The sequence below is a fragment of the Streptomyces sp. NPDC096205 genome (assembly GCF_044763135.1).
GTDB lineage: Bacteria > Actinomycetota > Actinomycetes > Streptomycetales > Streptomycetaceae > Streptomyces.
Map to the genome: position 1 here is coordinate 1,194,428 of NZ_JBIWFS010000002.1, position 13,653 is coordinate 1,208,080.

Consider the following 13,653-nt stretch of genomic DNA (forward strand, 5'->3'; position numbering starts at 1 on the left):
GGGGCCGGGACGGGCCCTCTTCGCGCACCCTAGGTGGCCGACGAGCGGCTGCGAAGTGTACGTTTCATCCATTCAGGCCACTGAGAATGGAGGGTTCGCACACCATGCCGGAACCCACCGTTCCGCCCACTCCCCCCGTGCCCCTGGCGTCACTCCTGGCCCGGGAGGACCTCGGCCTGCGCCAGATCGCCGGGCCGCCCGCCACGGGGGTCGTCGTCCACTGGGCGCACACCTCGGAGATGGCCGACCCGTATCCCTATCTGCTGGGCGGTGAGCTGCTGCTGACGGCCGGGGTGCACATCCCGGAGGCGGCGGGCTCGGGCACCTACTTCGACGATTACGTCTCCCGGATCGTCGCCGCGGGCGGCGCGGCCCTCGGCTTCGGGCTCGCGCCCGTCCACGACACGGTCCCGCGCGCCCTGGTCGCGGCCTGCGAGGCGTACGGCCTGCCGCTGCTGGAGGTGCCGCCGCAGACCACGTTCTCCGGGGTGGCCCGCGCGGTGTGGCAGCTCATGGCCCGGGCCCGCACGGCCGAGCTGCGCCGGGTCACCGAGGCCCAGCAGTCGCTCGCCGCCGCCGCGGCCCGCCCGGACCCGGTGCCGTCGGTGCTGCGCCGGCTCGCCCAGCGGGTCGGGGGGCGGGCCGTGCTGTACGGGCCGGAGGGGACGGAGATCGCCGCGGCGGGACGGCCGGACCCGGAGGTGGGGGCCGCTCTCGCGGCACTCGCCGGGCTGGTCGTCGCGCGGGGGTCCGCCTCCGCCAGTGACACCATCGGCGGGGCGCACCTCACCGCGTACGCCCTCGGCGCCGGGCACGGGTTCGTGCTCGCCGTCGCCGCGCCCCGCCGGGACCCCGGCGACCACACCATCGCGTCGGTCGCGGCCGTACTGCTGTCGCTGCTGACCGGGGAACACCAGAGCGGTCCGGGCGCGGCCCGCTCCTCGGCGCTGGTACGGCTGCTGCTGGGTGCGGCGCCCGGTGAGGTGGCCGGGCTGCTCGGGGCCGGGCCGTGGCACGTGGTGCACGCCTGCCCGGACGGGCCCGGTGGCCCCGACCCGGTGGCGGCGTCCGCGCTCGGGGCGGCGCTGGGCTCCCCGCTGGTCGACCTGGCGGACGACGTCGTACGGGTGCTGCTGCCGGCCGGGCGGGAGCCGGGGCCGCAGCAGGGCTGGACACTGGGGGTCAGCGCGGCCGCGGAGCCCGCGGAGTGGCCGGTCGCCGACACACAGGCGGCCCGCGCCCTGGCCCGGGCCCGTGCCACCCGCACGGCCCTGCTCCGGCACGGCGACCGCCCGGCCCTCGGGGACCTGATCCCGGCGGACGAGGCCGAGGCGCACGCCCGTGCGCTGCTCGCCCCGCTGCATCCGCCGCTGACCGAGACCCTGCGCACCTGGCTGTCGCTGCACGGCAGCTGGGACCGCACCGCGGTCGCCCTGTCGGTGCACCGCAACACCGTCCGCCAGCGCATCACCCGCTGCGCGGCCCTGCTGGAAGCGGACCTGGACGATCCGGACGTACGCATGGAGCTGTGGTTCGCGCTGCGGCGCACCGGGTGACGTGACGCGCGTCCCAGCGCGCGGGACGACCGGGACCGGCAGGGAGGTCTGCCTCACAATGGGAATCATGCCGATACCCGGGACACCCAGCCGCGCCGAGCTCGTCGAACACCTCGTCAGAACCCGTATCGCGGGTGACGTCGCCACCCCGCGCGAGAACAACCTCTCCCACTACCGCCAGCTGGCCAACGGCGTGCGCAACTACTGGCTGGGCCTGGAGCTCGGCGACCGCTGGACCGACGAGCAGGACGTGCTCGCGGTGATGGCGGAGCGCTGCGGGGTGAGCGACGACCCCGAGTACCGGTACGGCCAGGACACCATCGACCCGGAGCTGACGGTGGACGCGCTGGAGCGGCTCGCGGGCCGGCTGCGCAAGGCGGCCGAGGACCGGCAGCGGGTGCTGTTCGCGACCGGCCACCCGGGCGGCCTGCTCGACGTGCACCGCGCGACCGCGGCCGCCCTGCGCACGGCGGGCTGCGAGATCGTCGTCATCCCGGACGGACTGCAGACGGACGAGGGTTACGTCATGCAGTTCGCGGACGTGGCGGTGCTGGAGCACGGCGCGACCCTCTGGCACACCCACTCGGGCGAGCCGATGAAGGCCATCCTCACCGCCCTGGAGCGCGAGGGCCGCCCCCTGCCCGACCTGGTGGTCGCCGACCACGGCTGGGCGGGCTACGCGGGCCAGCACGGCGTCGACTCCGTCGGCTACGCCGACTGCAACGACCCGGCCCTCTTCCTCGCCGAGGCCGAGGGCACCGTCCAGGTGACGGTCCCCCTCGACGACCATGTGGTCAGCCCCCGCCACTACGACCCGATGACGGCTTACCTGCTGTCGGAGGCGGGGCTGGGCTAGTCGGTTTCCGGCCGTCAACTGGCCGGATTATTGCCGTAGTTGTCGCACACCCCCTGGTCTACGATCATGCTCGACCACTCATGATCAAGGGGGAACCAAGTGCGTTTCAGACGAGTCGGCACGGTCCTGCTGGGGCTCGCCGCCACCACCGGCCTGATGAGCGGTACGTCGGCCGAGGCGACCCCGCTGCAGGACTGCGCGGCCATCAACGTCCCGATCGGCCTGAGCTTCTGCCTCTTCTACAACTCCGACTACGGCGGCGACATGGTCTCCACCGGCTACAACGTCTCCAACTTCGCCGGCTGGACCTGGGACAACGGCCAGTCGGTGAAGAACAACGCCGCCAGCGCCTACAACTACACCGAGCGGTGCGGACGGCTGTACTTCAACAGCAACTACGCGGGCGCCTCGGACACCATCGCCGCCGGCACGGGCTGGCGTCGGCTGGTGAACACGTACAACAACAACGCCTCGTTCCGCTGGTGCAGCTGAGCGACTGAGTCCTGTCACCGGGGGACGCGGACCACGCCCTCCTGGATGACCGACACGGCGAGGCGGCCGTCCTGGGTGTAGATGCGGGCCTGACCGAGGCCGCGGCCGCCGGACGCGGACGGGGACTCCTGGTCGTACAGGAGCCATTCGTCGGCGCGGAAGGGGCGGTGGAACCACATCGCGTGGTCCAGGGAGGCGCCGACCACGTCACCGACCGCCCAGCCGCCCCGGCCGTGCGCGAGCAGGACCGAGTCCAGCAGGGTCATGTCGGAGACGTACGTCGCGAGGACGACGTGCAGCAGCGGTTCGTCGACAGCGCCGCCGAGCTTGCCGTTGGTGCGGAACCAGACCTGGGAGTGCGGTTCGCGCGGTGCGCCGTACCGGCCGTACGGCGGCTCGTCGACATAGCGCAGGTCGATCGCCTCACGGGCGGCGAGGAAGTGCTCGACGACCCGGGGGTCGAGGTGCTCGTAGCCGCGCAGCCGGTCGCTGGAGGTGGGCAGGGCCGCCGGGTCGGGCGCGGACGGCATGGACGCCTGGTGGTCCAGGCCCTCCTCGTACGTCTGGAAGGACGCGGACAGCGAGAAGATCGGCCGGCCGTGCTGGACCGCGACCACCCGGCGGGTGGTGAAGGAGCGGCCGTCGCGGATGCGCTCGACGTTGTAGACGATGGGCGCGCCCGGGTCGCCCATGCGCAGGAAGTACGCGTGCAGCGAGTGGGCGAGCCGGTCGGCGGGGACCGTGCGTCCCGCGGCGACCAGCGCCTGGGCGGCGACCTGCCCGCCGAAGACCCGGGGGACGACGGCGGAGCGGGACTGGCCGCGGAAGATGTTCTCCTCGATCTGCTCCAGGTCGAGCAGATCGAGGAGATCCTCAAGTGCCTGGCTCATGGTTGACAGTTGTACTGTCCCGAGAGGGCCGTTGCCTACAGACCCATGTCCTTGGCGATGATCGACTTCATGATCTCGCTGGTGCCGCCGTAGATGCGGTTGACACGGTTGTCCGCGTACAGGCGGGCGATCGGGTACTCGTTCATGTAGCCGTAGCCGCCGTGCAGCTGGAGGCAGCGGTCGATGACGCGGTGGGCGACCTCGGTGCAGAACAGCTTCGCGGAGGCGGCCTCGGCGGGGGTGAGCTCGCCGGCGTCCAGCGCCTCGGTGGCGCGGTCGGCGACGGCCTCGGCGGCGTCGACCTCGGCCTGGCAGGCGGCCAGCTCGAACTTGGTGTTCTGGAAGTGCGCGACCGGCTTGCCGAAGACGGTGCGCTCCTGCACGTACTGCTTGGCGAACCGGACGGCGGCCTTGGCCTGGGCGTAGGCGCCGAAGGCGATGCCCCAGCGCTCGGAGGCGAGGTTGTGGCCGAGGTAGTAGAAGCCCTTGTTCTCCTCGCCCAGCAGGTCCTCGACCGGCACCTTGACGTCGACGAACGCCAGCTCGGCGGTGTCGGAGGTGCGCAGGCCCAGCTTGTCCAGCTTGCGGCCGACGGAGTAGCCCTCGGACTTGGTGTCCACGGCGAACAGGGAGATGCCGTGGCGACGGTCCTCGGCGGTCGGCGCGGCGGTACGGGCGCAGACGATGACCTTGTCGGCGTGCACACCGCCGGTGATGAAGGTCTTGGCGCCGTTGAGGACGTAGTGCGTGCCGTCCTCGGAGAGCTTGGCGGTGGACTTCATGCCCGCGAGGTCGGAGCCGGTGCCCGGCTCGGTCATCGCGATGGCCCACATCTCCTCGCCGGAGACGAACTTCGGCAGGTAACGCTTCTTCTGCTCGTCCGTCGCCAGCATCTTGAGGTACGGCAGGGCGAGCAGCACGTGCACGCCGGAGCCGCCGAACTGGACGCCCGCACGGGCGGTCTCCTCGTACAGGACGGCCTCGAACTTGTGGCTGTCGATGCCGGCGCCGCCGTACTCCTCCGGCACGCTGATGCCGAAGACACCCAGCTCGCCGAGCTTGTAGTAGAACTCGCGCGGCGCCTGGCCGGCCGCGAACCACTCGTCGTACACCGGTACGACCTCGGCCTCGATGAAGGCGCGAAGGGTCTCCCGGAACGCCTCGTGATCCTCGTTGAACACCGTACGGCGCACGCCGCCACCTCCAGGTCACATGTCTAAGCGCTTGCTCAGACCCAACCGTACCGGCCGGTAGCGAGAACCGTCCAGAGACCGAGGGCCGTAACGCTCGTCACGCGGTTGCCGGTGCGGCTCCCCAGGGCGTCTCCCCCGCCCGGCTCAGTCGCTGCCCGCCGCCGCGAACGCCCCCCGGGCCATCCGGTGCAGCAGCTCCGCCGTGGCGGCACGGCCCGGGAGAGAGCCGGCGCGGCCGAGGTGGGGGGTGGAGTTGAGGAGGCCGAAGACGGAGTGGACGGCCGAGCGGGCGGCCGGTTCGCCGAGGTCGGGGTAGACCGCGCGGACGACCTCCACCCACAGCTCGACGTACTGCCGCTGGAGCTGGCGGACCAGCTTGCGGTCGCTGTCGCGCAGGCGGTCCAGCTCGCGGTCGTGCAGGGTGATCAGGGGCCGGTCGTCGAGGGCGAAGTCGATGTGGCCCTCGATCAGGGAGTCCAGGAGCCGGGTCGCCGGGACGCCGTCCGCCTCGGCGACCCGGAGCTTGGCGCCGGTCAGCAGGCGGCCGCTGATGCCGACCAGCAGCTCGGCGAGCATCGCGTCCTTGCCCGGGAAGTGGCGGTAGAGGCCCGGCCCGCTGATGCCGACCGCGGCCCCTATCTCGTCCACACCGACGCCGTGGAAGCCGCGTTCGGCGAACAGCCGCGCGGCCTCCTTGAGGATCTGCTCTCGGCGGGTGGGGGCGTCGGTTCTGGTGGCCATGGAACCAATTCTAGACAGGGAGGTTAGCGCTCGTTAACCTGGAGGAAATGCGTTAACGCTCATTAACAAGGTGAGGGGACCCGCAAGGATGGATGAGGCACCGGAGCTTCAGAGCGCGGCAGATCCCGCGTCGGAGGCCTTTCGGGCCAACGAGGAGGCCCACCGGGCGCTCGTCGAGGAGCTGCGCGGCAAACTCGCCGCGGCCCGCCTCGGCGGCGGCGAGAAGGCGCGGGCGCGGCACACCGCGCGCGGCAAGCTGCTGCCGCGCGACCGCGTGGACACCCTGCTCGACCCCGGTTCGCCCTTCCTGGAGCTCGCTCCCCTCGCGGCCGACGGGATGTACGACGGACAGGCCCCGGCCGCCGGGGTGATCGCCGGGATCGGGCGGGTCGCCGGGCGCGAGTGCGTGATCGTCGCCAACGACGCCACCGTCAAGGGCGGCACGTACTACCCGATGACCGTGAAGAAGCATCTGCGCGCCCAGGAGGTGGCCCTGGAGAACCGCCTGCCGTGCGTGTACCTGGTCGACTCCGGCGGCGCCTTCCTGCCCATGCAGGACGAGGTGTTCCCGGACCGGGAGCACTTCGGGCGGATCTTCTACAACCAGGCCCGGATGTCGGGTGCGGGAATCCCGCAGATCGCGGCCGTCCTCGGGTCGTGCACGGCCGGCGGCGCCTATGTGCCCGCCATGAGCGACGAGGCCGTGATCGTCCGCAACCAGGGCACCATCTTCCTGGGCGGCCCGCCCCTGGTGAAGGCCGCGACCGGCGAGGTCGTCACCGCCGAGGAGCTGGGCGGCGGCGAGGTGCACTCCCGGGTCTCCGGCGTCACCGACCACCTCGCGGAGGACGACGCGCACGCGCTGCGGATCGTGCGCAACATCGTCGCCACGCTGCCCGCGCGCGGGGCGCTGCCGTGGCAGGTGCGTCCGGCGGCCGAGCCGAAGGTGGACCCGTACGGGCTGTACGGCGCCGTCCCGGTCGACTCCCGCACGCCCTACGACGCCCGCGAGATCATCGCCCGGATCACGGACGGCTCGCGCTTCCAGGAGTTCAAGGCCGAGTTCGGGCAGACCCTGGTCACCGGCTTCGCCCGGATCCACGGCCACCCGGTGGGGATCGTCGCCAACAACGGCATCCTGTTCGCCGAGTCCGCCCAGAAGGGCGCCCACTTCATCGAGCTGTGCGACCAGCGCGGCATCCCGCTGCTGTTCCTGCAGAACATCTCCGGCTTCATGGTCGGCCGGGACTACGAGGCCGGCGGCATCGCCAAGCACGGCGCCAAGATGGTCACGGCCGTCGCCTGCACGCGCGTGCCGAAGCTGACCGTCGTCGTCGGCGGCTCGTACGGCGCCGGGAACTACTCGATGTGCGGCCGCGCCTACTCCCCCCGCTTCCTGTGGATGTGGCCCAACGCCAAGATCTCCGTGATGGGCGGCGAGCAGGCCGCCTCGGTCCTCGCCACGGTCAAGCGGGACCAACTGGAGGCCCGCGGGGAGAGCTGGCCGCTGGAGGACGAAGAGGCGTTCAAGGCGCCCGTGCGCGAGCAGTACGAGCGCCAGGGGAACGCCTACTACGCGACCGCCCGCCTGTGGGACGACGGGGTCATCGACCCCCTGGAGACCCGCCAGGTGCTGGGTCTGGCTCTGACCGCCTGCGCCAACGCCCCGCTGGGTGACCCCCAGTTCGGCGTCTTCCGGATGTGAGGACCCATGTTTGACACCGTGCTTGTCGCCAACCGCGGCGAGATCGCCGTCCGTGTCATCCGCACGCTGCGGGCACTGGGCGTGCGCTCGGTGGCCGTCTTCTCCGACGCCGACGCCGACGCGCGGCATGTGAGGGAGGCCGACACCGCCGTACGGATCGGTCCGGCGCCGGCCGCCGAGAGCTATCTGTCCGTCGAGCGGCTCCTTGAGGCCGCCGCCCGTACCGGTGCCCAGGCCGTGCACCCCGGCTACGGCTTCCTCGCGGAGAACGCGGGCTTCGCGCGCGCCTGCGCCGAGGCGGGGCTCGTGTTCATCGGGCCGCCCGCGGACGCCATCGCCCTGATGGGCGACAAGATCCGCGCCAAGGAGACCGTGAAGGCGGCCGGGGTGCCCGTGGTGCCCGGTGGCCGCGACCCCGAACTCGCCGAGGCCGCCCGGGAACTGGGCGCGCCCGTGCTGCTCAAGCCCAGCGCGGGCGGCGGCGGCAAGGGCATGCGCCTGGTGCGCGACCTGAGCCTGCTGGAGGACGAGATCGCGGCGGCCCGCCGCGAGGCCCGCGCCTCCTTCGGCGACGACACCCTGCTCGTGGAGCGGTGGATCGACCGGCCCCGGCACATCGAGATCCAGGTCCTGGCCGACGGCCACGGGAATGTGGTGCACCTGGGCGAGCGCGAGTGCTCGTTGCAGCGCCGCCACCAGAAGATCATCGAGGAGGCGCCGAGCGTGCTCCTCGACGAGGAGACCCGCGCGGCCATGGGCGAGGCGGCCGTGCAGGCGGCCCGCTCCTGCGGCTACCGCGGCGCGGGCACGGTGGAGTTCATCGTGCCCGGCGGTGACCCGTCCGCGTACTACTTCATGGAGATGAACACCCGCCTCCAGGTGGAGCACCCGGTCACCGAGCTGGTCACGGGCCTGGACCTGGTGGAGTGGCAGCTGCGGGTGGCGGCCGGTGAGCCACTGGCCTTCGGCCAGGACGACATCCGCCTCACCGGGCACGCCATCGAGGCCCGTGTCTGCGCCGAGGACCCCGCGCGCGGGTTCCTGCCCTCCGGCGGCCGGGTGCTGCGGCTGCGCGAACCGCAGGGCGACGGCGTGCGCACCGACTCCGGGCTCACCGAGGGCACGGAGGTCGGCAGCCTGTACGACCCGATGCTGTCCAAGGTGATCGCGTACGGCCCCGACCGCGAGACGGCCCTGCGCAAGCTGCGGGCGGCCCTCGCGGAGACGGTCACGCTGGGCGTGCAGACCAACGCCGGGTTCCTGCGCAGGCTGCTGGCCCACCCGGACGTGGTCTCGGGCGAGCTGGACACCGGCCTGGTGGAGCGGGCGGTCGACGACCTGGTGGTCACCGACGTACCCGAGGAGGTGTACGAGGCGGCGGCGGCCGTACGGCTGGACGCGCTGCGGCCCGCCGGCGAGGGCTGGACCGACCCGTTCTCGGTGCCGAGCGGGTGGCGCCTCGGCGGCGAGCCGAAGCCGGCCGCGTTCCCGCTGCGGGTGACCGAGCCGGTGGAGTACTCCCCGCGGGGCACGCACACGGTCACGGACGACTCCGTCTCCGTGACCCTGGACGGCGTCCGGCACACCTTCCACCGCGCCGCGGACTGGATCGGCCGCGACGGCGACGCCTGGCACGTACGCGACCACGACCCGGTCGCCGCGTCCCTGGACCGGGCCGCCCACGCGGGCAGCGACTCGCTGACCGCGCCCATGCCCGGCACGGTCACGGTCGTGAAGGTCGCCGTCGGCGACGAGGTGACGGCCGGTCAGAGCCTGCTGGTGGTGGAGGCGATGAAGATGGAGCACGTCATCTCCGCCCCGCACGCCGGCACGGTCACCGGACTGGACGTCACGCCCGGCACCACGGTCGCCATGGACCAGGTTCTCGCGGTCATCGCGCCGCACGAGGAGGCGGAGTGATGACGCAGCCGCAGCTTCCCATGGTGGTCCCGGCGCCGGGTCTGCCCGCGCGGGTGCGCATCCACGAGGTCGGCGCGCGCGACGGCCTGCAGAACGAGAAGGCGACCGTGCCGACCGAGGTCAAGGCGGAGTTCGTGCGCCGGCTGGCCGACGCGGGCCTGACGACGATCGAGGCGACGAGCTTCGTCCACCCCAAGTGGGTGCCCCAGCTCGCGGACGCCGAGCAGCTGTTCCCGCTCGTACGCGACCTGGAAGGCGTGGAGCTGCCGGTCCTCGTGCCCAACGACCGGGGCCTGGAGCGGGCGCTGGCCCTCGGCGCCCGGCGGGTGGCCGTGTTCGCCAGTGCCACGGAGTCGTTCGCCAAGGCCAACCTCAACCGCACGGTCGACGAGGCCCTGGCCATGTTCGAGCCGGTGGTGGCGCGGGCGAAGGCCGAACAGGGCCATGTGCGCGGCTACCTCTCCATGTGCTTCGGCGACCCGTGGGAGGGCCCGGTCCCGGCGGACCAGGTCGTGCGGGTGTGCAAGGCACTGATGGACATGGGCTGCGACGAGCTGAGCCTCGGCGACACGATCGGCGTGGCGACCCCGGGCCAGGTCACCGCGCTGCTGACCGCGCTGAACGCGGCGGGGGTCGGCACGGACCGGATCGGCGTCCACTTCCACGACACCTACGGGCAGGCGCTCGCCAACACCTACGCCGCCCTCCGGCACGGCGTCACCACGGTCGACGCCTCCGCGGGCGGGCTGGGCGGCTGCCCGTACGCCAAGTCCGCCACCGGGAACCTCGCCACCGAAGACCTGGTGTGGATGCTGCGGGGCCTCGGCATCGACACCGGCGTAGACCTCGGCCGTCTCGTCGCCACCAGCGCGTGGATGGCCGGCCAGTTGGGCCGACCCAGCCCTTCCCGCACCGTACGAGCCCTCTCCCACCAGGAGCAGTGACACACCATGGACTACCGTCTCACCCCCGAACTGGAAGAACTGCGCCGCACGGTGGAGGAGTTCGCGCACGACGTGGTCGCACCGAAGATCGGTGACTACTACGAGCGGCACGAGTTCCCGTACGAGATCGTGCGCGAGATGGGCCGGATGGGCCTGTTCGGGCTGCCGTTCGACGAGGAGTACGGCGGCATGGGCGGCGACTATCTCGCCCTCGGCGTGGCGTTGGAGGAGCTGGCCAGGGTCGACTCGTCCGTCGCGATCACGCTGGAGGCGGGGGTCTCGCTGGGCGCGATGCCGATCCATCTGTTCGGCACGGACGAGCAGAAGCGCGAATGGCTGCCGCGGCTGTGCTCGGGCGAGATGCTGGGCGCGTTCGGGCTCACCGAGCCGGACGGCGGATCGGACGCCGGGGCGACCCGCACGACGGCCCGTCTCGACCCGGACACGAACGAATGGGTGATCAACGGCACCAAGTGCTTCATCACCAACTCCGGCACCGACATCACCGGCCTGGTGACGGTCACCGCGGTCACCGGCCGCAAGCCGGACGGCAGGCCGCGGATCTCCGCGATCATCGTGCCCTCGGGCACCCCGGGCTTCACGGTCGCGGCGCCGTACTCGAAGGTCGGCTGGAACGCCTCGGACACGCGGGAGCTGTCGTTCGTCGACGTCCGTGTCCCCGCGGCGAACCTGCTCGGCGAGGAGGGCCGCGGCTACGCCCAGTTCCTGCGCATCCTCGACGAGGGTCGGATCGCCATCGCGGCGCTGGCGACGGGGCTGGCGCAGGGCTGCGTGGACGAGTCGGTGAAGTACGCGAAGGAACGTCACGCCTTCGGCCGCCCGATCGGCGCCAACCAGGCCATCCAGTTCAAGATCGCCGACATGGAGATGAAGGCCCACACCGCCCGCCTCGCCTGGCGCGACGCGGCCGCCCGCCTGGTCTCCGGCGCCCCCTTCAAGAAGGAGGCCGCCCTCGCCAAGCTCCACTCCTCGACGGTCGCCGTCGACAACGCCCGTGACGCCACCCAGATCCACGGCGGCTACGGCTTCATGAACGAGTACCCGGTCGCCCGCATGTGGCGCGACTCCAAGATCCTGGAGATCGGCGAGGGCACGAGCGAGGTCCAGCGCATGCTGATCGCACGGGAGTTGGGGCTCACCGGCTGAGCCGTCCCGGCAACGGGTCCGGCTGCGGGAGGGTCCGCCCCTGGACAAGATCTGAGGTTAGGCTAACCTACCTTTCGAATCGTCCGGCGGGCCCTCCGCCCTGTTCGAAAGCAGCCAGCCATGTCCCATGCCCGTGCCACCCACCTCACCCGCCGCGGCATCCTCGCCGCCGGTGGCGTCCTCGGCCTCGGTGCCGTTCTCGCGGCCTGCGGTGACGACGACGCGAAAAGCGGTGGTTCGGACACCAAGGCCACCGGCAAGGCGTCGGGCCCCTGGACGTTCAAGGACGACCGCGGCACGACCGTGAAGCTGGACAAGGTGCCGGCGAACATCGTCGCGTTCACCGGTGTCGCCGCCGCCCTCTTCGACTACGGCATCCCGGTCAAGGGCGTCTTCGGCCCGACCAAGACGCAGGACGGCAAGCCCGACGTCCAGGCCGGCGACATGGACATCACCAAGGTGAAGGTCCTCGGCAACGTCTGGGGCCAGTTCAACGTCGAGCAGTACGCGGCCCTCGCCCCCGAGGTCCTCATCACCACCACCTTCGACTCCGCGGGCACCCTCTGGTACGTCCCCGAGGAGTCCAAGGACAAGATCGCCCAGCTCGCCCCGAGCGTGGCCATCTCCGCCTACGACCGCAAGCTCGACGTCTCCCTCGCGCGGATGCTGGAGCTCGCCAAGTCCCTCGGTGCGGATGTCGCCTCCGCGAAGGTGGCCGACGCGAAGAAGCGGTTCGAGGACGCCTCGGCGCGACTGCGGGCCGCCGCCAAGGCCAAGCCGAACATCAAGGTGATGGCCGGGTCCGCCAGCCAGGACCTGTTCTACGTCTCCGGCTCCAACTTGTCCCTCGACCTGGAGTACTTCAAGGCGCTCGGCGTGAACTTCGTCGAGCCGTCGGAGAAGGCGAAGGCGGTCGGGGGCGGTTGGTACGAGTCGCTCAGCTGGGAGAACGTCGACAAGTACGGGGCCGACATCATCATGATGGACGACCGGTCCTCGACGATTCAGCCCGCCGACATCACCGAGGGCACCTGGAAGAAGCTGCCTGCGGTGAAGGCCGGGCAGGTCATCGCGCGTTCGCCCGAGCCGATTCTGTCGTACGACAAGTGTGTGGCGCTGGTGGAGGACCTTGCCGAGGCGCTGGAGAAGGCCAAGAAGGTCGCCTGAGCCTGGTCGCTTCTCGCCGTGGGGAGCTGCGCGCCGCCTGTGGCCGGTCGCGCAGTTCCCCGCGCCCCTGAAAAGGGCACATCACCCCAGGAGCCTTCATGAGTACGCCCGACACCCTTGCCTTTCGGTTCTTCTCCCTCCAGGTCGTGCGGGCACGGTCCCTCGGACCGAATTTCGTCCGCGTCACCTTCAGCGGTGAGGATCTGACCCACTTCCACTCCGACGGGGCCGACCAGTCGCTGTCGCTGTTCATCCCGGCCGAGGGGCGGACCGAACCCGGCGTACCGGTCGAAGCGGGCGAGAACTGGTACCAGGCCTGGCGTGAACAGCCCGACGACGTGCGGGCGGTGATGCGGTCGTACACGCTGCGCAGCCTCCGGCGCGAGCCGGACGAGATCGACATCGACTTCGTGCTGCACGGCGTGGAGCCGGATGCCGCCGCCCCGGCCGGGCCCGCCTCGCGGTGGGCCGCCAGGGCGAAAGCCGGCGACAAGGTCGTGCTGATCGGGCCCGCTGTCGCCGACAACCGGGCGATCAGGTTCCGGCCGCCCGAGGGGACCGACCTCGTGCTGATGTGGGCCGACGAGACCGCACTGCCCGCCCTGCTGGCCGGCCTGGAGACGCTGCCGGCCGGGATGCCGGTGCGTGCCTGGGTCGAGGTCGCGGACGCCGGGGACATCCAGGACATCGAGACGGCAGCCGATGCCGAGGTGACCTGGCTGGTGCGCGACGAGAGCCGCGCCGAGGGGTCCCCCATGGCCCTCGGCGCGATCAAGGAAGCCGAACTGCCGCCCGCCGAGCAGCCGTACGTGTGGCTCGCGGGCGAGTCCGGCTGCATGAAGGAGATGCGGCGGCACTTCGTCGGTGAGCGCGGCGTCGATCGGCGGCAGGTCACGTTCGTCGGGTACTGGCGGCGTGGGCTGAGCGAAGAACAGTTGCGCGAGCAGCCCGAGGACTGAACTGCCGTGTGACGACCGGCGGTTCGCGCCGGCGTGACGGCCGTCACTTGAGGGGTGGAGTGT

The 13,653-nt window shown here is 71.7% G+C and carries 12 protein-coding genes; 9 read left to right on the top strand and 3 right to left on the bottom strand.

Annotation, left to right across the window (positions count from 1 at the left end; translation table 11 throughout):
- Positions 1 to 104: 104 nt before the first annotated feature.
- The 3 genes from ACIQ6Y_RS11845 to ACIQ6Y_RS11855 all read left to right on the top strand — a co-directional run bounded on the left by ACIQ6Y_RS11845 (position 105) and on the right by ACIQ6Y_RS11855 (position 2,904).
- Entirely contained in the window at positions 105 to 1,556 is a 1,452-nt protein-coding gene (locus ACIQ6Y_RS11845) for a PucR family transcriptional regulator ligand-binding domain-containing protein (RefSeq protein WP_404036026.1), read from the top strand.
- Positions 1,557 to 1,623: 67 nt separating this feature from the next.
- Complete coding sequence (locus ACIQ6Y_RS11850; RefSeq protein WP_404036029.1) at positions 1,624 to 2,412, top strand: phosphatase; 789 nt, start codon at positions 1,624 to 1,626, stop codon at positions 2,410 to 2,412.
- A gap of 99 nt (positions 2,413 to 2,511) precedes the next feature.
- Entirely contained in the window at positions 2,512 to 2,904 is a 393-nt protein-coding gene (locus ACIQ6Y_RS11855) for a peptidase inhibitor family I36 protein (protein ID WP_404036032.1), read from the top strand.
- 14 nt (positions 2,905 to 2,918) lie between these two features.
- On the opposite strand, the gene ACIQ6Y_RS11860 is transcribed toward ACIQ6Y_RS11855, so the two are convergent.
- From ACIQ6Y_RS11860 to ACIQ6Y_RS11870, 3 genes are all read right to left on the bottom strand, one after another.
- On the bottom strand, positions 2,919 to 3,794 hold the full coding sequence (locus ACIQ6Y_RS11860; protein ID WP_404036035.1) for an acyl-CoA thioesterase: 876 nt from the start codon (positions 3,792 to 3,794) through the stop codon (positions 2,919 to 2,921).
- A gap of 35 nt (positions 3,795 to 3,829) precedes the next feature.
- Positions 3,830 to 4,987: an acyl-CoA dehydrogenase family protein gene (locus ACIQ6Y_RS11865; RefSeq protein ID WP_404036038.1), complete on the bottom strand. Its 1,158-nt coding sequence runs from the start codon at positions 4,985 to 4,987 to the stop codon at positions 3,830 to 3,832.
- Between the two features lie 144 nt (positions 4,988 to 5,131).
- On the bottom strand, positions 5,132 to 5,728 hold the full coding sequence (locus ACIQ6Y_RS11870; protein WP_404036041.1) for a TetR/AcrR family transcriptional regulator: 597 nt from the start codon (positions 5,726 to 5,728) through the stop codon (positions 5,132 to 5,134).
- An 88-nt stretch (positions 5,729 to 5,816) separates the two neighbouring features.
- Between ACIQ6Y_RS11870 and ACIQ6Y_RS11875 the strand changes: the two genes are divergently transcribed.
- The 6 genes from ACIQ6Y_RS11875 (at position 5,817) to ACIQ6Y_RS11900 (ending at position 13,590) form a co-directional block, all read left to right on the top strand.
- The gene (locus ACIQ6Y_RS11875; RefSeq protein WP_404036044.1) at positions 5,817 to 7,433 is read left to right on the top strand and encodes a carboxyl transferase domain-containing protein; all 1,617 of its coding nucleotides are present in this window, start codon (positions 5,817 to 5,819) and stop codon (positions 7,431 to 7,433) included.
- 6 nt (positions 7,434 to 7,439) lie between these two features.
- Positions 7,440 to 9,353: a biotin carboxylase N-terminal domain-containing protein gene (locus ACIQ6Y_RS11880; protein ID WP_404036046.1), complete on the top strand. Its 1,914-nt coding sequence runs from the start codon at positions 7,440 to 7,442 to the stop codon at positions 9,351 to 9,353.
- On the top strand, positions 9,353 to 10,297 hold the full coding sequence (locus ACIQ6Y_RS11885) for a hydroxymethylglutaryl-CoA lyase (RefSeq protein WP_404036048.1): 945 nt from the start codon (positions 9,353 to 9,355) through the stop codon (positions 10,295 to 10,297). The genes ACIQ6Y_RS11880 and ACIQ6Y_RS11885 overlap by 1 nt, the downstream gene beginning before the upstream one ends.
- A gap of 6 nt (positions 10,298 to 10,303) precedes the next feature.
- Positions 10,304 to 11,464, top strand: coding sequence for an acyl-CoA dehydrogenase family protein (locus tag ACIQ6Y_RS11890; protein WP_404036050.1), 1,161 nt, complete (start codon positions 10,304 to 10,306; stop codon positions 11,462 to 11,464).
- Positions 11,465 to 11,584: 120 nt separating this feature from the next.
- Positions 11,585 to 12,631: an ABC transporter substrate-binding protein gene (locus ACIQ6Y_RS11895; RefSeq protein ID WP_404036053.1), complete on the top strand. Its 1,047-nt coding sequence runs from the start codon at positions 11,585 to 11,587 to the stop codon at positions 12,629 to 12,631.
- 98 nt (positions 12,632 to 12,729) lie between these two features.
- Complete coding sequence (locus tag ACIQ6Y_RS11900; protein ID WP_404036056.1) at positions 12,730 to 13,590, top strand: siderophore-interacting protein; 861 nt, start codon at positions 12,730 to 12,732, stop codon at positions 13,588 to 13,590.
- Positions 13,591 to 13,653 lie beyond the last annotated feature (63 nt).